Origin of the sequence: Amycolatopsis coloradensis, assembly GCF_001953865.1 — a bacterium.
GTDB lineage: Bacteria > Actinomycetota > Actinomycetes > Mycobacteriales > Pseudonocardiaceae > Amycolatopsis > Amycolatopsis coloradensis.
In genome coordinates, this window is the sequence record NZ_MQUQ01000003.1 from 51,333 (window position 1) to 70,000 (window position 18,668).

General features: G+C 65.9%; 20 protein-coding genes. 19 read left to right on the plus strand and 1 reads right to left on the minus strand.

Going from position 1 to position 18,668, the window contains the following annotated elements; all coding sequences use genetic code 11:
- Nucleotides 1-264: 264 nt before the first annotated feature.
- From BS329_RS03810 to BS329_RS03900, 17 genes are all read left to right on the plus strand, one after another.
- Entirely contained in the window at nucleotides 265-507 is a 243-nt protein-coding gene (locus BS329_RS03810; protein WP_076155732.1) for a hypothetical protein, read from the plus strand.
- Nucleotides 508-1,508: 1,001 nt separating this feature from the next.
- On the plus strand, nucleotides 1,509-1,769 hold the full coding sequence (locus tag BS329_RS03825; RefSeq protein ID WP_244197020.1) for a hypothetical protein: 261 nt from the start codon (nucleotides 1,509-1,511) through the stop codon (nucleotides 1,767-1,769).
- Nucleotides 1,770-1,917: 148 nt separating this feature from the next.
- Nucleotides 1,918-2,400 (plus strand): hypothetical protein, encoded by a 483-nt coding sequence (locus BS329_RS03830; RefSeq protein WP_076155739.1) that lies wholly within the window; start codon nucleotides 1,918-1,920, stop codon nucleotides 2,398-2,400.
- On the plus strand, nucleotides 2,400-3,107 hold the full coding sequence (queC, locus tag BS329_RS03835; RefSeq protein WP_084749419.1) for a 7-cyano-7-deazaguanine synthase QueC: 708 nt from the start codon (nucleotides 2,400-2,402) through the stop codon (nucleotides 3,105-3,107). The genes BS329_RS03830 and queC overlap by 1 nt, the downstream gene beginning before the upstream one ends.
- 214 nt (nucleotides 3,108-3,321) lie before the next feature.
- A complete protein-coding gene (locus BS329_RS03840) occupies nucleotides 3,322-4,101 on the plus strand; it encodes a reverse transcriptase domain-containing protein (RefSeq protein WP_076155740.1) in 780 nt (259 codons plus the stop codon).
- A gap of 3 nt (nucleotides 4,102-4,104) precedes the next feature.
- On the plus strand, nucleotides 4,105-4,662 hold the full coding sequence (locus BS329_RS03845) for a formylglycine-generating enzyme family protein (RefSeq protein WP_076155742.1): 558 nt from the start codon (nucleotides 4,105-4,107) through the stop codon (nucleotides 4,660-4,662).
- Entirely contained in the window at nucleotides 4,659-5,147 is a 489-nt protein-coding gene (locus tag BS329_RS03850) for a DUF6884 domain-containing protein (RefSeq protein WP_076155744.1), read from the plus strand. Before BS329_RS03845 ends, BS329_RS03850 begins: the two co-directional genes overlap by 4 nt.
- On the plus strand, nucleotides 5,144-6,178 hold the full coding sequence (locus BS329_RS03855) for a glycosyltransferase family 2 protein (RefSeq protein ID WP_244197021.1): 1,035 nt from the start codon (nucleotides 5,144-5,146) through the stop codon (nucleotides 6,176-6,178). The genes BS329_RS03850 and BS329_RS03855 overlap by 4 nt, the downstream gene beginning before the upstream one ends.
- Nucleotides 6,179-6,207: 29 nt before the next feature.
- Entirely contained in the window at nucleotides 6,208-7,152 is a 945-nt protein-coding gene (locus BS329_RS03860) for a radical SAM protein (protein ID WP_244197022.1), read from the plus strand.
- Between the two features lie 65 nt (nucleotides 7,153-7,217).
- Entirely contained in the window at nucleotides 7,218-7,757 is a 540-nt protein-coding gene (locus BS329_RS03865; RefSeq protein WP_076155749.1) for a helix-turn-helix domain-containing protein, read from the plus strand.
- Between the two features lie 15 nt (nucleotides 7,758-7,772).
- On the plus strand, nucleotides 7,773-8,336 hold the full coding sequence (locus tag BS329_RS03870; protein ID WP_076155750.1) for a phosphoribosyltransferase: 564 nt from the start codon (nucleotides 7,773-7,775) through the stop codon (nucleotides 8,334-8,336).
- Nucleotides 8,329-9,447, plus strand: coding sequence for a glycosyltransferase family 4 protein (locus BS329_RS03875; protein ID WP_076155752.1), 1,119 nt, complete (start codon nucleotides 8,329-8,331; stop codon nucleotides 9,445-9,447). Before BS329_RS03870 ends, BS329_RS03875 begins: the two co-directional genes overlap by 8 nt.
- A complete protein-coding gene (locus BS329_RS03880; protein ID WP_244197023.1) occupies nucleotides 9,447-10,304 on the plus strand; it encodes a 5'-3' exonuclease in 858 nt (285 codons plus the stop codon). The genes BS329_RS03875 and BS329_RS03880 overlap by 1 nt, the downstream gene beginning before the upstream one ends.
- Entirely contained in the window at nucleotides 10,301-10,933 is a 633-nt protein-coding gene (locus BS329_RS03885) for a PIG-L deacetylase family protein (protein ID WP_076155755.1), read from the plus strand. The genes BS329_RS03880 and BS329_RS03885 overlap by 4 nt, the downstream gene beginning before the upstream one ends.
- Nucleotides 10,934-11,948: 1,015 nt before the next feature.
- On the plus strand, nucleotides 11,949-13,088 hold the full coding sequence (locus tag BS329_RS03890; RefSeq protein WP_076155756.1) for a NucA/NucB deoxyribonuclease domain-containing protein: 1,140 nt from the start codon (nucleotides 11,949-11,951) through the stop codon (nucleotides 13,086-13,088).
- A gap of 22 nt (nucleotides 13,089-13,110) precedes the next feature.
- Nucleotides 13,111-13,605 carry a hypothetical protein gene (locus BS329_RS03895; RefSeq protein WP_076155758.1) on the plus strand — a complete coding sequence of 165 codons (495 nt, stop codon included), beginning with the start codon at nucleotides 13,111-13,113 and terminating at the stop codon, nucleotides 13,603-13,605.
- A gap of 912 nt (nucleotides 13,606-14,517) precedes the next feature.
- Entirely contained in the window at nucleotides 14,518-15,138 is a 621-nt protein-coding gene (locus tag BS329_RS03900) for a hypothetical protein (protein WP_076155759.1), read from the plus strand.
- Between the two features lie 31 nt (nucleotides 15,139-15,169).
- On the opposite strand, the gene BS329_RS03905 is transcribed toward BS329_RS03900, so the two are convergent.
- Complete coding sequence (locus BS329_RS03905; RefSeq protein WP_208619143.1) at nucleotides 15,170-15,925, minus strand: tyrosine-type recombinase/integrase; 756 nt, start codon at nucleotides 15,923-15,925, stop codon at nucleotides 15,170-15,172.
- Between the two features lie 619 nt (nucleotides 15,926-16,544).
- Between BS329_RS03905 and BS329_RS03910 the strand changes: the two genes are divergently transcribed.
- Entirely contained in the window at nucleotides 16,545-17,486 is a 942-nt protein-coding gene (locus BS329_RS03910; protein ID WP_076155761.1) for an RNA-binding protein, read from the plus strand.
- A 280-nt stretch (nucleotides 17,487-17,766) separates the two neighbouring features.
- Entirely contained in the window at nucleotides 17,767-18,651 is an 885-nt protein-coding gene (locus BS329_RS03915) for an alpha/beta hydrolase family protein (protein WP_208619144.1), read from the plus strand.
- The last annotated feature ends 17 nt before the right edge of the window (nucleotides 18,652-18,668 follow it).

Below are 18,668 nucleotides of genomic sequence, written 5' to 3' on the forward strand. Positions count from 1 at the left end.
GCCTCATGGGCGCCTCATAGCCGCCTCATGATCGCCTCGTTGACGCTCTGGCTGGTTGTTGATCACCGAGCGTTGACTGGCTTCGCTCCGATCCGGACGAGCGCCCGCCGCACAGGGTGGACACAACACAGCCGTTGGTCTGCGGATGAGGACTTTGCGCGCCGAGCAGCCCAAGCAGGGACACCCCACGGTGGCCTGCGTGTTCGACGAGTCGGAATCGGTAAGCACCAGCACCCACCCAACCTGTGCAGAGGAGTAGATTCCATGCCCGACCCGCTCGATGCCGTCACGACGGCTCAGCTTCACACCGTCAGCGGCGTCGACTATGCCGACGTGTTCACCGCCGCTGCCGCGTGGTTCGCCGCGCCGGCCCAAACCGATGTGGCGATTTGGAGCCTTGAGCTCGACCAGCAAGGTCGGCTATATATCGAGTCCGACGAACGTCTCTATCTCGAAATCTATTATCAGCGCTTTGACAAACCACACCTCCTGCGGGGGGAGAGTTGAGCTGGGCGACAAGCGCGCTGGCGTTGGTTTCCTGTCCGCCAAGCACAGCAGCGCTTCGGAATTTGGGCAGGTCAGCGTTGGCAACGATCTATGAACGCCGCATCGACGCCACATAACCGCTCTGGACCGGGACCTGTTACAGACGTTTAGCTAATTTACGCCTACGGGCCGCTGCTACGCCGGACCAGGACCGGCTGGACACCGTGAGGCTTACGAGAACGCTTTGACAACCTGCGTGGACGACAATCCGACGCAATAAATCAAATAGGGACTCGCTGACTATTGGAGTAATTATGCTCTTCCAGCGATTCGTGGCGCCACGCGCGTCACGATACCCAAAGACTCAGCTCGCTGTGCCGTGTTTGTTCGTGCAGCCGGTGTGTCGACGGGAATGGAGTAGGGACACCGCGCGAGGTGGTGGCGCATGACGAACACCGGACCCTGGTCCATCGCGTGCCGTGACGTGACCGGCCGTGAACGGGCGCTGCGTGTTGCCGTGCGCGACTCGGAGGTCGTGGGCGTGGCTCCCCCAGGGGAGAGCGCGGTCCTCGACTACGGGGCCGCCGCGCAGTTCCGCTCTGCCGTCATGAATGCCACTGAGGTGGCGGCCACCCCCGCGCCAGCCATATCTGGCGCCGTCACGACGACGGACACGACGAGCACGGCGGAGCAGAACCTTGGCTGTCTTCCCCCAACTGCCGAGGGGCGCCCTGCTCTGTCGCCATGTCGCGGCGGGACCACGACCCCGATATTTGGTCCCGCCGCGATCCCCGCCGCCAGGGGTGAGGGCGCATGATCCCCTTGAGTATCACGGCCAGTGCCGCGCTGACGTTTATCTGTTGCCTGCTGCGGATGGCGTGGCGGCGACGGCAGCAAGCCGAGTCCGCCTATGCAGGTTCGCACCGCCGCGCGCCGCGCCAGCCCCCCAACCGAGTCCTGCGGTACGCGATCGCGACCGCCGGGACCCACGGCCTCGGCTTGATCAGGAAGGCCGAGGGCCCATGAGGCGGCCATGTCACACCGTGCCCGCCGCCGCCTTGCTTCGTCGGCTGGGTTGGCAGCACCGCAGGGTCGACTGCCGCGACGACGACGGCCATCGGTCCGCGCTGCACCTACGGCGGCGTACTTCCGCGGACGTCGAGATCGAGCTGCCGGGCGGGCGACTCGCCCGGTTGACCAACGTCGAGGCAGGGCAGCTCCGTGCGGCACTGCGCGATGTCCTGCTCGCGGATCAACCGTCGCACCGAGCGGGGGCCGTCTAACCAGACCTCGCGGGCCAGGCCGGCTTTCCCGTGGTGCCTTAGCGGCTGAGCACGTCCGCGACACCGACTGCGGCCGGGCGGGAGTGGTTACTCGACGCCTCCCGTTCGGCCGCGCCCAACGCCCAACTCTCTCAAGGAGAAACGAATCATGACCGCCGTCATCGACGCCGCACCTGCCCAGCCCGAGCAACAACCAGGCCAACGGGCGCAGAATTACCGCGACGTATTCGCGTGGCCAACCACGATCGACAGCGTCTCCGGCGACGTCTACCTCCAGCTCGGTACCACGGTCGACGCGCTCATTATGCGGGCCGGGTCCGGCGCGGAGGTCAACAACTTCCTTGCGCGGCACATGTTGCGTGTGTCCATCATCGTGGTTCCAGGTGATCCCAATGACTGGATTTTTCTTACCCAGCCGCGCACGACGATGCGCATGTCGTCGTGGGGTGATCTGGTGCGCACGCAGATCGGCTGGAAACGGCGCGGTGACGCTGTTTTGCTTCCCTCGTCGGACAACGTGACGGAGGGCGTCCGGTGGCTTGAGCGGCCACAGCCGCACATGACCCTTCCGCCGTGGACCACAGTGGCCGACGCTGCCCGCTGGGCGTCCTCACCGTGCGGGACGTGGTGATCGTGCCGATCGGCTCGCCTGCTCCGCGGCACCCGCGGCACGCCATTGTGATCGCCTCCGGAGGTCTGGACTCCACTGTGCTGGCGTACTGGCTAGCCCAGCGCGGAGCAGAGCTGACGCTCTTGTCCTTCGATTATGGTCAACGGCACCGGGTCGAACTAGAGCACGCGGCTGAGATCGCGCGACTGCTTGACTGTCCACACGAGATCGTTGACCTGGCGATGCTTGGCCGGCTGCTGGCTGGTTCCGCGCTGACCGACGCCGACGTGCCGGTGCCTGACGGCCACTACTCCGACGAGTCGATGCGGGCGACGATCGTCCCGAACCGCAACGCGATCATGCTCGACATCGCGGTCTCGCTAGCCGTTGTCCGCAAGGCCGACGTGGTCGCGTTCGGCGCCCACGCGGGTGACCACGCCGTCTACCCGGACTGCCGACCGGAGTTCGTCAAGCGGTACGCCTGGTCTGCCCGCGTCGCCAACGACGGACTTCTGGACGACGATTTCGAGATCCTCGCCCCGTTTATCACCCAAAGCAAGACCGACATCGTCCGTCTCGGCGCGGCATTCCGCGTGCCGTTCGAGAAAACGTGGTCGTGCTACCGGGGCGGGACGACGCACTGCGGCACATGCGGGACCTGTATCGAACGCAAGGAAGCGTTCCAGCAGAACGGCATCCCAGACCCCACCAGCTACGGCAGTGCGTGAGGAGATGACGACGATGGCGGACGCGGAGTTCGGATCACCGGCAGGGCCTGGGCGGGGCCGTCGTTCCCAGCGCCACAGCTCGCGCGTGTCGGGTAGCGAGCCGGTACAGCGTGGCGAGGGGATCGTTCCTGCCGCCCAAGCACCCAGCACGGTAACGCACCCAGGCGCAACCGCGCCAGCGTCCCCGGCCTCCGGACCGCAATCGCACTCACTGATGCCGCTGCTGTCCGAGCCGCGTCTGCGCCGCGCGTTGCGCCAGTGCGGCCGGCGGGCCTCCGCCCCCGGCTCCGACGGCATGACCTGGGGGCGGCTACGCAGCGAGGCCCACGTGATGCTGCCGCAACTGGCCCTCGAACTCGCCGAGGGCACCTGGCAGCCCGGACCGGTTCGGGAGGTACAGCTCCCCACCTACACAGGCAAACAGATGTACACCTTCATCCCCACCGTCCGGGACCGCCTGGTGCACCGTGCGCTGCGCAACGCGCTGGAGCCAGTGCTGGAAGCGAGCGCCTTCCACGACTGGGTCTCGGGATTCCGCCCACGCCGAAATCGCATAACCTCGTTGCGGCAGGCTGCCGTGCATCACCAGGCAGGCTTTCGGTGGATCGCCGATCTCGACATCGCGTCGGTGTCCGAAGGCGCGACGATCGACGAAGTCATCGACTGGCACGCCGAGCACATCCACGACGGCACCTTCCTGGCCCGCCTGCGTACGGCGCTCGCCGCGATGCCGAGCCCGATCGCGGCGGGCTCAGGCCTGGCGCCTCTGCTGATCAACCTTCGGTTGTCTCAAGTGGACAAACACCTCGCACAGCTTCGAGTCGTCCGTTTCGCCGACAACTATGCCGCCTTCTCGCCCAGCCGTGCGGAAGCACACGCGGCCTTCTACACCATCAGCGACGCGCTCCTGCGGCTTCGGTTACGTCCCAACGAGCGCAAGAGCCGCATACGGAACGACGCCAATGTCGAAGACCTGTTCCTGATCGGCGGCTGAGGCATGCACCTGGAATGGATCAAGGTCACCGGCGGGATCTGCGCATACGGGGACGCTGGGCGTCCCGTCAAGGTCCCGACCCTGTTGTGGACACGCACCCCGCTCGCCTACGGACACCTGCCGAGCGACCACTCTGGTCTCGGGCCGCAGTACCCCGTCACAGAGATCAGCCACGCCGAGGCGACCCAGATCGCCAGTCGTCTGGGCGGCCGGTTGCCACGCTCGGCGGAGTGGGAATGGATGGCCGCAGGCCCCAGCCGCCGTCGCTGGCCGTGGGGCGCCCGCCCTTGGCAGCCGGCGTTCGCAAACCTCCGTGATTCCCTGCACGACACGGTCACCCCGGTCGACACACATCCAACCGGAGCCACACCCGAAGGCATGCTCGATGTCGCGGGCAACGTGTGGGAGTGGACCGCCAGCACCGCGATGAGCGACGGCGTCATCGTCCGAGGTGGTTCCTATGCCTCGCCACCGTTGTACGCGCAATGCACGTTCCTCAACGCCGCTCCCGCTGAATTGCGCTCGCGTGGCATCGGTATGCGGGTGGTGCGCGAGCTATGACTCTCCGGCCGCCCACCACGCGCGTCCTCGCACCCGACCAAGGGCTGATCATCCTCAACTGCTCACGGAGGAAGCTCGTCACCGCCGCGCCGGTCAAGGCGCTCGACCTCTACCAGGGCGGATGCGTCCCGAGCGCGCGAGTACATTTCGCCGCGGATCCCGCTCGCCGAGCTCGGATCCGGATCCTTTCCGGCGCCTACGGCCTGCTGCGACCTGAGACGCTGATCAGCACTTACGACCACCGGCTCACGACGCGGGCCGCGGCCGCGCGCCTGCACGAGCGGACGGTCGCCGCGCAACTGGACACCGAACTCGCCGACGCACCGTCGCTGCGGCACGTGCTGATCCTGGTCGAGCCGCTGTACCTGCACGCTCTACAACGAGTGTTCGACCATCCCGCCCGATTCGGGCAGATCACGATCATCCCTGATCCGAGGGCATGGCCCGACGCACTGCCACACCTTCGGGACTGGGGGTGGACGTGACCACGCTGCACGAGAAATTACTGTACCGCAACAACTTTCACACCAGCAGCACCCGAAGCTGGGAAGCCGTTGCCGGGATCGGCTGGCACGAGCCCACGCCCTCGGACCTTCCGCTGGCCGCCATACGCACCCTCTCGGTCGTCATCCCGGCCCACAACGTCGGCTATTGCCTTTCGGCCGTCCTTGACGCCTTGGAAGCCCAGCACCACCGGTACAGGTTCGAGGTCATCGTCGTCGACGACGCCAGTACCGACACCACAGCCGCCATCGCCGCCGTGCATCCGATCGTCACCACCGTCCTGCGGATCCCTGAACGCGCGGGCGCGGCCACCGCGCGCAACCTCGGAACCGCGCTCGCACGCGGGCAAACCGTCCTCTATCTCGACGGCGACATGGTCCTGCCCCCGCACGTGATCACCGACATCACCGCCCGCGCGACCGACACCACGGTGCTCGTCGGATTCCGCCACAACCTCCCCTACGACCTGCACCAGGGCGGGCGCGGAGTTTTGGCCGGTCACCCGGACCTCGCGGCCGACCACCGAGTCGTCTGGCGGCCACCGGTCGGCCGACCGCTGCTCTACACCGGCATCACCCTGGACAAGCCCCTCGACGGCCGCCCGCTAGACCACACCCGAGACTTCCTCGACCTCGGCTACGGCCGGCGCTATGTCGACTGGGACCTACCCCGCATGGTCGTCACCGCCCTTGTCGCCGTTCCCCGCACCGCCGCCCTCAACGTCGGAGGGTTCGACCCCGAATTCGGACGAATCGGCTGGGGCATGGAAGACACCTACCTCGGCGCGTGCCTGATCGCGGCCGGACTGCTGATCATCCCGCTCCGGCAGGCCGTCGGGTTCCACCTCGATCCCCCAGACGCCGACCAGCAATGGCAACGCAAACTCGCCAGCTGGCCCGACACCCTCGCCCGCTACTGGGACCTCATGCGGCTGCCCGCCCCCACCAGCCGCTCCCAAGCATTCATGGCCGACATGACCGAGCTGCTGCACTCCTGCGAGGTACTGCGATGACCCCATCAAGCCCAGCGACGACCACCACGATGCGTACCTTTGCCGCGCGCAAGCACGGCAACGCGAGCGTCGTCCACGATCCGCTCACCGGACTAACCCACCGCACCGGTCTCACACTCGGCTCCGGGCGTGTCCGGTTGTCCGGCACCGACGTCGCTTCCTGGCCGGAAATCCACCCAGCGGCCGTGCAGACGAAGGTGCCGATCAGCGTGTGCTGGTCGCCGCTGGTGCGCTGCAACCTCGCCTGTCCGTACTGCCTGGACGACAAGGCCGTCCTCGAACTGGGCCGGGCCGAGCGCTACCGCATCGCGAACCTGCTCGCCGACTCCCAGGTCCTGGGCGTGGACATCTCCGGCGGCGAACCACTGCTGCTGCGCGACTTACCCGACTTGATCGACGTGCTCGTCGCGGGCGGCCGCGCGGTCAGCGTGACGACCAACGGAACACACCTAGCCCGCCGCGCCGAAGCCCTGGCCACCCGCGTGGACGCCATACGGATAAGCCTGGACGGCCCGGACGCCGAACGCCACGACCGGTGGCGCGGCGCAGGCAGCTTCGACCACGCCATCGCCGGAATCCGCGAGGCGATCGCCCAGGACATCCCCACACAGATTCAGGCCGTGCTCCTGCGCTCCACAGACCAAGCGAGCATCCGAGCGATGGCCGACCTGGCCGCCACCCTGGGAGTGAGCGGGGTGACCTTCCTGCAGATGCTTCCCATCGGAGACGGCGCCGCCCTGGCCGACGACGAGCAGCTGACCGATAACGAGGCCCTCGCTCTCCTCGCCGAACTGAGCACCACCGCAGCCGTACCCGTACGTCTGCGTATCCGGGAGGCGGCCGGAGGCTTCACGGTGATCCGCGCCGACGGCCAGATCTGGCGCAACCAGCCCGGCGCACACGCCATCAGCTCCCTCCACCCCCTGCTCACGGCCAGCGATCTCGCACTGACAACACGGGACGGATCGGCGTGAACGGCTCCGCGGACGTCGGAATCGGCCCAGCTCGTAAGCACGCGCCGCATTACGGAGGACAGACCATGAACACGCCGACGAGCGAACAGCTCGACCAGTTCGCGCACATCCTGGGCGAAACCCTGCGGTCCGCGCGGAGAGAACGCGGCTGGACCCGCAAACAGCTGCGCGCTGCGATGTGCACCAACGACGATGACCTCTCCTTGCAAACACTCGCCAGCTATGAACTCGGCAAGCGCCGGATATCCGTCGAGCGGCTGATCGAACTGTGCGCCGCGCTGAACAAGCAACCAGACGAACTACTTCGCCGCGCGACCACCCTCGCGTTCAGCGGCCACTACGGCACTCGCATCACGGTCGACCTCCTCGGCCTCGCACACACCACCGATCCCAGGCTGCGGCCTCTACGACGCTGGGCACAGGTCCGTGCCCAGCAATCCCCGGCAGAACGAATCCTGGTCGACGAGCTCGACGCCACCGCACTGTCCGCGATGGCCGGCATCACCGGAACCACCGTCTACGACCTCGTGCAAGCCCTGCGTGAACTCCGTACCGCCCACGACCCAAGCACCCAACTCGCCGACGCGATATCCCCCGCTCTGTAAGGAATAGACCCGCGAATGACCACAGCACACCGCGACTTCGATCACCACCGGATCTGGCGCGTGACACCGGAGACTCTCCACGACGCCACCACGCTTCTGACCGACGCGATCCTGCGTGATCACCCGTCGGTCGAGCGCGTCATCGGCATCGCCAACGGCGGTGTCTCGCCCGCCCACCTCATCGCCACCACGGCGGGGCTGAACGCTCGCATCGTCCGCGCCCGCCACAACACCAGCGACGACACCTACCAGCAAGCCACGGGCAACGTGTCCCTCGATCTCACCCCGCTGACCCGCAGCCTCAACGGCCAACGGCTCAAGGGCCGTGTGCTGGTGGTGGACGACATCTGCGGCAGCGGCGCCACCCTCCGCCGCGTCCGCGACGACCTCACGCCCTTGCTCGGCCCGGACGCCCAGATCCTGACCGCGGTCCTCTGCCTCAACACCGGGGCCACCACGCTGCCGGACTACTCGATCTGGACCGTCTCCGACTGGGTCGTCTTCCCCTGGGAACAGCCATCCACCGACCAGGACACCACACCGCTGCCACCGCCGAAAAAGGTCTTCCGCCATGCCTAACCCGCCCCCGCTGACCGTCGCGTTCGTCCTCGCCTCCTACACCCCGAACGCGCCGGCCGGGATCGAACGCGCCACCGCCGCCCTCGCCCACGGCCTGCGCCAACTCGGCCACCGCGCCCTCATCCTGACCGCCGCCCCGATCGACACCCCGGACGACACCGTGACGCCGCTGTGCTCGGTGGGCGTCACCTTCCCCTGCGACGACGACGAACTGCGCGACGCGATCAGCACCCACGGCCAAGACGCCCTGCTCGCCGCCGAACTCTGCGAGATCTACCGCGAGCACCGGGTCGACGTCGCCGTCTACACCGACGGCCTCTGGGGCCTCGGCAGAGCCGCACCGATCAGCCGGGCCCGCACGGTCCTGGCCATGCACGTCGTCGGGCACGACCAGGACCTCGAGCCCGCCCTGGACCGCGCAGACCTGGTCATCGCACCGTCCCCGACGGTGCTCGACCAAGCGCACGATCGCGGCTACAACACCGGCGACTGGCACCTCGTGCCCAACGGCCTGCTGCACGACCCGGCACCACCACCCGACTCGCGACGGGAAGCGCTGCGACGGCACGGCCCGATCCGGATCCTGGCCCGGCTCGGGCCGGAGAAGAACGTCCGGGCCTTGCTGGACGCCGGACGCCTGGTCTGCCGCACGATCGAGGTGATCGTCGGCGAGGCCGGGTTCGAGGCCACCGTCGGCGGCCAGGCCGCCGAACTGGACCAGTGCCGCTACTCAGCGGCCCACCTCACACTCGCCACCGTCCACAGCGGCGTCGACTGGGACCGGGTGCCGTCCTGGCTCGCGCAGGCCGCGGTGGTGATCGTGCCCTCGCTACAGGAGACCTTCGGGCTGGTCGCGCTGGAGGCCATGAGCGTCGGGACACCGGTCGTCGCCTTCGACGTCGGTAACCTGCCCACCCTGCTCGGCGTCGGCGACGGCGCGGGCGGAGTGATCGTCCCCCGATCGTGGGGCGAACACGGTCTCTGGCGCGCCGCCGAACAGCTACTCGCAGATCCAGTACGCTACGCACACCTATCCAGGGCTGCGTACTACCGCTCGCGGGACTATCTGCCCACCACAGTCGCCGAGACATTCGTAAAGGCGGTGCGGTGATGCCTGCTGGCGTCCCTTTGCTCCTCGTAGACGGTCACAACCTGCTCTGGCGCGCGGCGTTCGGGTTCCCCGCCGCGATCCTCTCCCGCGACAAAACCCGCGATCTCACCGCCGAGTTCGGGTTCTTCGCCCTGCTCCGCGTCGCGATCCGCGAGGAGATACCGGAACCACCGGAGGTCCTCGTCGTGTTCGACGGCGAGCACGGCGCCGCCGACCGCAAGGACAGCGACGCCGACTACAAGGCCAACCGCGTCCTCGACGAGGCCGCCCTCAGACCCTTGCGCGCGATCCCGCATGTCCAGCAGGCTCTCACCGGCTACGGCATCGCCTGGATCGAGATCGACACCGCCGAAGCCGACGACGTTATCGCCACCCTCGTCGCCAATAGCCGCGAACACGAACCCGGCCGCCGGGTCTGGATCATGTCCGGAGACCGCGACTTCTACCAGCTCGTCGACGAGCACGTCCGCGCGCTCAACACCGTCATGAAACGCGGCCGACGGCACATCGGCCCCGCCGAGGTCACCGAACGCTACAACGTCGCCCCCGAGCAGTGGCCCGACTTCTGCGCCCTCAAAGGCGACCCTGCGGACAACATCCCTGGCGTGAAAGGGATCGGCGAAGGCACAGCGGCCAAACTCCTGACAGGCGGGCTGCACCTCGACCAGCTCCCGGACTCCGGACGGCTAACCGGCGCGAGGAAGGCCAAGGTCGCGGAGACCTGGGAACAAGTACTCGCCTGGCGCGAACTCATCCGGATGCGCACCGACCTCACGCTCCCACACCAACCGACCGGTGATCCCACGCGAGAATTGCCTAAGCCCGCCGACGTTATCGAGAAACTCGGACTCTGGTGAGCGGCGTGCCGTTCACCGCTCCAGCGTCCGTGCTGACCGTGATGGCCCACCCCGACGACGCCGAACTCTGGGCCGGCGGAACCCTCGCACGCTGCTCCGCCTCCGGCACCGCCGTCACCATCGCCGTCCCGCACCACCCCGAACCAGCACGGGACACCGAAGCCGCGGCAAGCGCGGCGATCCTAGGGGCCACGCTGTACCAGTACGACCACCCCACCGTGGCGACACTGCGCGAACTACTGCTCGCCGTCCGGCCCGAGGTCGTTATTACCCACCCGCTTCGCGACGTCCACCCCGAGCATCGCGCGCTCGCCGAAACCCTTGTGGCTGTCCTTCCCGACGTCGTCATCGCCACAGGGCACCCGTACCGGGTCTACACCGCCGACTCCTACAACAGCCTCACCCTCGACGGCCCTATTCCCGCCCACACGGTCATCGACATAACCGATACCTACGAACAAAAACAGCGTGCCCTCGCAGCGCACGCCTCCCAGCCGATCACCGACCACTTCGGGCCGATGGCCGAGACACTCGCACGCTTGTGGGGAAGCCGGATCGGTGTGCGCCATGCGGAGAATTTCGTACCGCTGCCCATACTCGGACGTCTCCCAGCCGCGCTCACCATATGATCAGACCGCACCTCATCGTGACACCCACGCAGTTGCCATACGGACACTCGACGCTCGGGCCAGTTGGGCCCGATCAGGTCTTCCTGACGTCACGAACTCCCAGCTACGGCGAAGTTCCAGCACGATGGAGCGCCATTGCGTCCGTGGTTGGTGGAAGTACTGACCCGCGGAGGCCGCACCGCTGCTGTGGACGACGACGAGGTCCGCCGCACGCGAAGTGTGGGCCTGGACAGCGCCCCAGAGTGGCGCAAGGTCACTTCAGGAACCTGCGGGGTGGTACCACCGGATCCCTTAATCGCGGTCGCGACATCCGCCTTCTCGACCTGTCGACATTCGGCGTACCTCCGGGCCACCACCACCGTGATCCCGTAGCGTGCCAGCTCGTTGTCATAGCAGTCTCAACTGTCACCTCCGAAGTCCTCGAGCGACTGTCTGACCCCGAGACCCGGGTACTCCCGCAAGGACCCGCATCGTGTTAGCCACCGCATGAAAGACTATGAAATATCCGTTGATCAGCGGGGCGAACCCTGCGGAATCCATCAACATCTCGACTGCAGCTACCCGCCCTCCACTACTTCCTTGACAACGACTTCCGCACCTCGGTAGACAGGCATTGTTAGTCCTCAACCAAGGGGAAGCTGGGGCAAGACCTACATACACTAGCTATACTTTGCCGCGCCCGGAACTCTGGGCTGCGGACGCTTGTTCCACGGACAATATAGTCACAGCACGTCACATTGTTCACGTGCCGACGAGTCGTCGAACCGACATTCGACACCGCTAGCGTGCACCATAGTGCGACTCCTTGCTATCGGCCAGTGCTCAAACTTGCTCCCAGCAAGCCTTTGTTCTTTTATTTCGGTCAACTTGCGAAACAGAGGGGCTTGTTTTGCCTAGACTTATTCGACATGTCGTCTTACTAAGCGCTGTTGTCGTAGCGTCTCTTAGCTCCACGGTGGCGCTAAGCACGCCAGCTTCCGCCGACACACTGCCCGTCGAGGCGAATCGGTCCACAATGTCGGTGCAGCAACAGGAACAGCTGTGCGCGCAGCGCGCGGCCAACCTCGGGACACCCGACAATTACGAGTGCGCCGTCGTGACGAGCAGCGGCGGGCTACGGACAAGCGCCGTCCCCGTGGGTGAGGATCCAGCGTCCGCGCCACTGACGGCGCGCCGTTCCGGCGGCGACGCGTCACCGCAGGCGATCTCCCCCGCATGCTTGCTCGGTGTCTCGAACCCGACACGGGCGATCTCCTGCTCCGACCGGAACTGGACCGTGACCCACTCCCGAGAAGTCAACGGCGTGAAGATTCCCATTGGAACCGTGGACCTGAACATCAAATCGTCGGCCGACTTCGAGGAAGGACAGGGGTCCACACCAGCGTGGGACCTGGACGTCGAAATCACGGTCACCAACACCTGGGGAACCCTCCAAGGAGGGACTGCCGGGAACTCGTGGACCGGGTGCTTCGGCCACCAAGACAAGTGCACGACATCGCACCTGTCAGGCTCCAATGACGAGAACGAGCCGGTGGCGTTGCCTCCGAAGGCGAAGGTGACCAAGTGGTACACCCAGTACTCAGCGTCCATGACCAATAACCAGGTGCTTCCCATCACCGGGAACCTCGGCTCGGCTCTCGAATTGACCACGCCGGCGAACCCGGTGACGATCGCCGACCACTACGGCAACACTCTCTGGGGCCGATGTGACAACGCCGAAACGAACCGCTATGGCGCCGGTTGCGTCGACGACAAAGGCCTCGCGTTCGTCATGTACAGCGCCATCGACAACGAAAAGGTCGGACCTGTCGCCGACCACGTCTACGACGCGATCCGCACCCTCCCCAGCCACTGGGGACGCCCTTACGCAGGAAAGCCCCTGACCAGGCTGACCGACTTGACCAAGATCGAGGCCAACCGTCGCGTCGCCTGCGGGGGCAGCCCAGCCCCATCCTGCGACGAGTACCCCCTGGCCTCGTCCTACCAAGGCGGCAACGGCGCCGCCCCCGGCGATCGTTCCACTCGCACTGTTCCCGCCGAGGCGAACAGCTCACAGGGAGGTCTGACCGCTGGCTACTTCGACTACTATCGCGTTCTTGACACAGATGAGTTCTACGTCCAGGCTATCAAGAAAGACGGATCACGAGCCTGGTAGGAACTTGAGGAGCTAGCCAGAAATGGCTGACGCGAACGAGAGTGTGGTACTGGAATTCCCCGTCCAGGACGGCCAGTACCACATTCGCGCTTCCCCTGGAATCGACAACGAGTGGCCTGACTCCCAATTCGGATTGTTCGTCGGCGAAGATAACTGGATCGCCGTTCTCTGCGGCACCCAGTACGGTAAGGTCCGACTGACCATCCAAGCTCTCGAGCAAGCGCCCGCAGAAATCGACCAGAGCTGGGATATGGCAGCAGAAAAGACGCTTGACTGCCCCGCTGGGCACCTCACCGTGCAAGACCTCTACAGCAGCAGTGGACCGCAGCGCTTCGAGGTCGCCCCCGGCTGGATCAGACTACGCATCTCGGCCCGACATAGGGCTTCTGCCTTAGCGCGCCCGGAATTCGACCCGTCCCCTGTCGAGCATCATCTCATCCAAGCATGGCCTACTGCGTCCCAGCTGGAACCTGAGCTCGTCTACGGCCCAGATGAATTCGCGCGACACTACGAATAAACGCCACCAGCCAACCAAAGGCTGACACCCTCACCTGCACAGTGAGGCCACTTTCACCGCTGGCTACCACAAGGCACACGGCGACACGAGCAGCGCCGCGCCCAAAGCAGAATGTCACACCCCGCGGAACCAGCCTCGTCGATACCACTCACCCCATGCCCGGACCCCAATCACCACGACAACCGCCCTCCCTGCCCATCCCAGGTCTGCAGGATGGGCGCTACCTGCAGGACTCACCTCAGTGCCACTGCGTCGCTCAACTTTTGACATCTTGCGAGAATCTGCGCAGCGCCGCCTGAGCGAGTTCAGGGTTCCGGGATCGTCTACCACGCGGGTGCGGTGTCAGCATCGCTTCCCAAGCAAGACACATGAGTCTGCAGGCCTTCGGGTTGGCCGATGCCTGCATGGCCCCGCGTGCCGACGTGTCGAGGGCGATTCGCACTAGATGGGGATGCCTTCTCTACGACAAGTCAAGCTCGCCGGCGTCAGCCACAGCCACGGCGGCTTTGGCAATGAGCGCGCCAAACACGTTCGGTCGCCGCATATGGCCGTCGTTGGTGGCCAGTTTGAACTCCCCGCTGGCGGCCAGTTAGCGGGGAGCTATCTGGCCGCACCCGGTTACGTAGCGTGGCTATCGACAGACGTGGCCGTAGCCCGTGGAAACCTGCCCGCTCATCGGCTTGACTGCTTCGATCTGTCGTTTACTAAGGCCGAGGGACCACCATGTCGCCAGTCGTGGAACCACCGACACCAGTGCAGAAGTGGAACGGGTTATTACACGGTTCATTGGGCCGCCGAGCGGTCCTGAACGACCGCTCGGCGGCATGAGCGGACGTTCGGCGACTACTGCTGTGGTACCTCGTACTCCATAACTACGGTGCGCCTGGCCGGGTAACCGGGGAGGATCGTCGGGTGAAACCGACGGATGAGGTTGACGATCTGCGCACGCGTTTCGAGGCAAGGCTGAGCGGCCTCCGGGGCCGCCAGCTCTTGGCGGTGGACTACTGGGATGTCCACAACTTCGCCTCCGAACCCGCGCGATGGGACTACGGCAACTGGCACCACGCTGTCATGGGCGTCGGACTCAGCACCGACGCGGGGCCAGCAACCATCACCTGGACCAGCACCTTCTACAGCTACGGGGTCGAAGTCCTCGGCCGCATCGAAGACCACCTCATCTTGGGTGAAGAGGGTCCCGAGCGCATCGGACCGGATGCCGGTTCCAAGAGCCCGTGGGACCGATACCTGCGGACACCGATTCGCGAGACCATCGCTCATTGGGAGCGACTGGAGATCGGGCCAGCCATGCGAGCCGATGGCACTATCGTCGAGCCCGCGCGCACCGTGGACGTCCCGGTGGCTGTGCGTCTCGACTTCGCCGCAGGAGCAGTGTGGTTCGTCGCCGCCATGCCGGAGCCGCCGGACTGGCAGCGCGTGTTCGTCGGAGGTGACGAGATCATGGTTGTCTTCTCGCCCGAGAAGATGCGCGACATGGGCTTCAAGGACACCCCAATCCTTTCGATAGCTCAGTGACACGCTCGTCGGCAGGACAGTGCATGAGGTGTCAGGTTGCGGATGCCATGTATGCCGCCAGGATGTAGTTCGGGTGTCGATCGAGGTTCTTGCGGGCTCGGTCGTAGCGCATGGTCGTGCGTGGGTCGGCGTGCCGGGCCGCGATCTGAACATCTCGGAGGTCGACGCCCGCGTCGAGCATCGTGGTCACGAACGTATGGCGCAGCATGTGTGGATGCATCTGCGGCAGCCGTACCACCGACGCATCGGACAGGGCTCGCAGCCGTCGTGTTGCGCAGTGCCGGTCCATGCGCACACCCCGCCGGTTGAGGAGTATCGGGCCGTGGTCGCGTTCACCGATGGCACGGTCGATAGCCCGCCCGACCGCCGGCGACAACGGCACCAGTACGACCTTGCTGCCCTTGCCGACTACGCGCAGAACCCGGTGTCCGTGTTCCTCACCGACGTCGTTGACATCTGCGGCGCAGGCTTCGAACACCCGTAGTCCCAGCAGGCCGAGCATGGCCACCAGCGCGAAGTCGAACCGGTTGGCCGATTCCCGCGCGGCGGCCAGCAACGCCTCGAACTGCAGATGCGACAGGCCGAGCGTCGGTGATTCGGCAGGGACGATGGGGCGCCGCACGTACTCCGCCGGTGAGTGCTCGAGCACGGTGTCGATGACACAGGTGCGGTAGAAGCCGGTGACGATCGACATTCTGCGCGACACCGTGGATGGCTTGAACCGCCGGACTTCCTGCATCCACCGCACATACAACTCAATTTGGGCGCGCCCCGCTTCCAGCGGCAAGAGCTCGCGCTCCTGACACCAGGCGAAGAAGATCTGCAGGTCTGACGTCGCGTGTTCCCGTGAGACGCCGGCGTAACGACCGAGGTAGGCAAGGGGCCGCCAGTCGTAACACCGTGTCGTTGAGGTCTGAAAGCTCCATGCCCATCCAGGCTGAGCACGAACGCGCCGAACACCAAACCAGATGAACCACGGCGTTGTGCCTGTGCCCGCCAACCGGACAGGCTTACTGGCATGACGGACACGGACCGGCTACAGGCGATGATCGACGAACTCCGGCGAATGCGGGAGCACTGTGAACCCAAGTCAAACCAGAACCCGAGATACCTGCGGTACTCGAACGCCGTAAGCGCCCTGCGATGGATCATCGACGACCTAGCCACAGAGAACCAAGCCTGAACCCAGCAGGCACGCGCTGTTCAGCCACATCGCGGCATGACAGGACGTTCGTGGGCACACGACGGTGTCGATCGGGGTCGTGCGAGCGCGGAAACGCAGTCAGATCGAGGCTACGGCGTTGTCACCCCAGGGATTTGCTGTTATCTGGTCGCTGTCGATGTGGTGGCCCGGCTAACGTGACCGAATCGATCATCCGCGCTTCCGAAGGACGGCCCAGCCGATCATGAGCACGTCGTATGTCTACCGGATCACCAAGTACGACCCAGCCGATCGCGACGACCGGGGCACCTACCGAGGGACCGAGGACGTGGCGAGCGACCACGGTCCGGTGGAGGCCGCCTACCTTGACGCAGTGACGGCCTTCGCCGAAGACACCGGCGTCACTCTGATGTCCATCCGCGACCCCGAGATCAGCGGATTCGTCCACTTCGGACTAGAGCCACCCGTCGACGGCCACGGACTGCACGGACTGTTCCCCTCCGACCTCACCGGCTATCACGACGGCGCGCAGATCACCCTGGACGTCGGACGTGAACTGGTGCGCGCCATGCTGCGCGACAACGGTGCGTGGTGCCGACTCGAGGCCGAGGACCGCTTCTTCGTCCACGTCGGCTACGACCAGTACATGTTCATCGGAAGCGACCAGCCCTGCGAACATGCGATCGCGCTGACAACCGCGAGCGGATTGTTCGTCGAACCGCTGGACGGCTCGCCCTACGAGCCGGACGACGAACCGTGCGAATCACGTCCGGCGGACGCGGCGTTCTGGGCCGAGGTGACGGCACTCGTGGCACAGCACGGAAGGCTCCTGCTGGAAGAACAGGTCGTCGGCAACCACTCCCGGTGGCATCTGCTCACCGGTGAAACTGTTCCCGACCTCGGTCCGCGCGCCCTGCTGAACGTGTGGCCGGACCTGTCCACCGATGTTCCGGCAGTGCTGCGCACAATGTCGCCGGGCTTCACCGGCTTGGCCGTCCTGGAGCGCGCGGGCGGCAGCATCCACAGCTGCTACTTCGACAGCGATGACCGAGCGGACCTGGCCGAAACGTTCGCGGGCGCACACGCGGCCATCCTCCTGCCGCTCACCGCCGCAGACCACAACCCGCTACTCGTGGCCGTCCGACCGGACGACGACGGAATCGTCCGCGCCCGCTGGCCCATCTGAACCACGGCAGAGGAGCCGGAGGCCTGCCCGCCCGGCACTCGCCACAACCTCTGCGGTCACCAGTACCCGGGTGTCCTGACGTCGGCCTGAGTGCGCTTGCTCGTCCGTCGACCACCCAGCGGCATGAGCGTGCGTCTGCTTGATGTCGGTTGGGGCGCGATCGAATGATCGGATCGGTTCGAAGGCGATCATGCGTTCTGCGGTGCCCGGTGCGTGTGAGATTGAAACATCCGCCTCACTACTCTCGACTGTCTGTTCAGGTGCTGAGGAAGGCGGTTGAGTGGACTACGTGGTGGCCAACAGGCCTCGTCAGCTGGTGTTTGTGCACGGTATTGGCGGGCTCCGTGATGCGATGGCTGAGCGCGAAAGATGGCTGGCCGCGCTTGTACGTGGTACGGCTGACCTGCCCTCGGTTGAAACACGCTTTGTCGACTACAGCTCCGAGTTCACTGTGAGTGAAGCGCAGGGGTACGCGGAGGCTGAGGCCGACCTGTTGCCGGAGCTTGTCGACGAACTGGTCGCCGAGCTATCGGAGGAGGCGGCCCTCTCTACTTCCCGGGTGCTCGCGGACGCGCGGATGCAGCTTTCCGGGGTCGCCGAGCAGGGGCCTGGGCAGGTGGTGCGGACGCTGGCCAACGTGCTGACGACCGTGCTCGCTTTGCCCGGGTTGCGCGAGGCTGGGCAGTGGGCCAGCGGCCGTGCGCTGCTAGGGCACCTAGCGCAGGTGGCCCGTTATCTGCAACGTGACGGTCTGGACATACGAATCCGGACCAGGCTGTACGAAGCGCTGGCGGACGGTCCCTCGGTCGTTGTTGCACACTCGCTCGGTTCGGTCGTCGCGTTCGAGGCGCTGCATGAAAACGCCGGAATCGTGCCATTACTGGTGACGCTCGGGTCTCCGCTTGCGATGAGCGCGGTCGTATGGCACCGGCTGGCGCCGAGGCCGCCGAATACGCCGGCGTGCGTGGCGCGCTGGCTGAACTACTGGGACCGCGACGACGTCGTGGTAGCCCGGCCCCGGCTCGAACGACGTGTCCTCCCCAATGAGCGGGGCGTAACCGCGGAGACGACACGTGTTGACTCGACGGGGGTGTGGACACATACGGCCACGAAGTACCTCGCGCAGCCGCTCGTAGCCAACGCGATTGCGGCTGCGCTGCGATGACCCGAGTCTGCCTGGTG

Coding starts and splice junctions, on each gene's coding strand:
- BS329_RS03850 (WP_076155744.1), top strand. CDS start 4,659: ATGACTCTCCGGCCGCCCACCACGCGCGTCCTCGCACCCGACCAAGGG.
- BS329_RS03895 (WP_076155758.1), top strand. CDS start 13,111: ATGGCTGACGCGAACGAGAGTGTGGTACTGGAATTCCCCGTCCAGGAC.
- BS329_RS03880 (WP_244197023.1), top strand. CDS start 9,447: ATGCCTGCTGGCGTCCCTTTGCTCCTCGTAGACGGTCACAACCTGCTC.
- BS329_RS03830 (WP_076155739.1), top strand. CDS start 1,918: ATGACCGCCGTCATCGACGCCGCACCTGCCCAGCCCGAGCAACAACCA.
- BS329_RS03825 (WP_244197020.1), top strand. CDS start 1,509: ATGAGGCGGCCATGTCACACCGTGCCCGCCGCCGCCTTGCTTCGTCGG.
- BS329_RS03865 (WP_076155749.1), top strand. CDS start 7,218: ATGAACACGCCGACGAGCGAACAGCTCGACCAGTTCGCGCACATCCTG.
- BS329_RS03860 (WP_244197022.1), top strand. CDS start 6,208: ATGCGTACCTTTGCCGCGCGCAAGCACGGCAACGCGAGCGTCGTCCAC.
- BS329_RS03845 (WP_076155742.1), top strand. CDS start 4,105: ATGCACCTGGAATGGATCAAGGTCACCGGCGGGATCTGCGCATACGGG.
- BS329_RS03875 (WP_076155752.1), top strand. CDS start 8,329: ATGCCTAACCCGCCCCCGCTGACCGTCGCGTTCGTCCTCGCCTCCTAC.
- BS329_RS03910 (WP_076155761.1), top strand. CDS start 16,545: ATGAGCACGTCGTATGTCTACCGGATCACCAAGTACGACCCAGCCGAT.
- BS329_RS03840 (WP_076155740.1), top strand. CDS start 3,322: ATGCCGCTGCTGTCCGAGCCGCGTCTGCGCCGCGCGTTGCGCCAGTGC.
- BS329_RS03870 (WP_076155750.1), top strand. CDS start 7,773: ATGACCACAGCACACCGCGACTTCGATCACCACCGGATCTGGCGCGTG.
- BS329_RS03890 (WP_076155756.1), top strand. CDS start 11,949: ATGTCGGTGCAGCAACAGGAACAGCTGTGCGCGCAGCGCGCGGCCAAC.
- BS329_RS03810 (WP_076155732.1), top strand. CDS start 265: ATGCCCGACCCGCTCGATGCCGTCACGACGGCTCAGCTTCACACCGTC.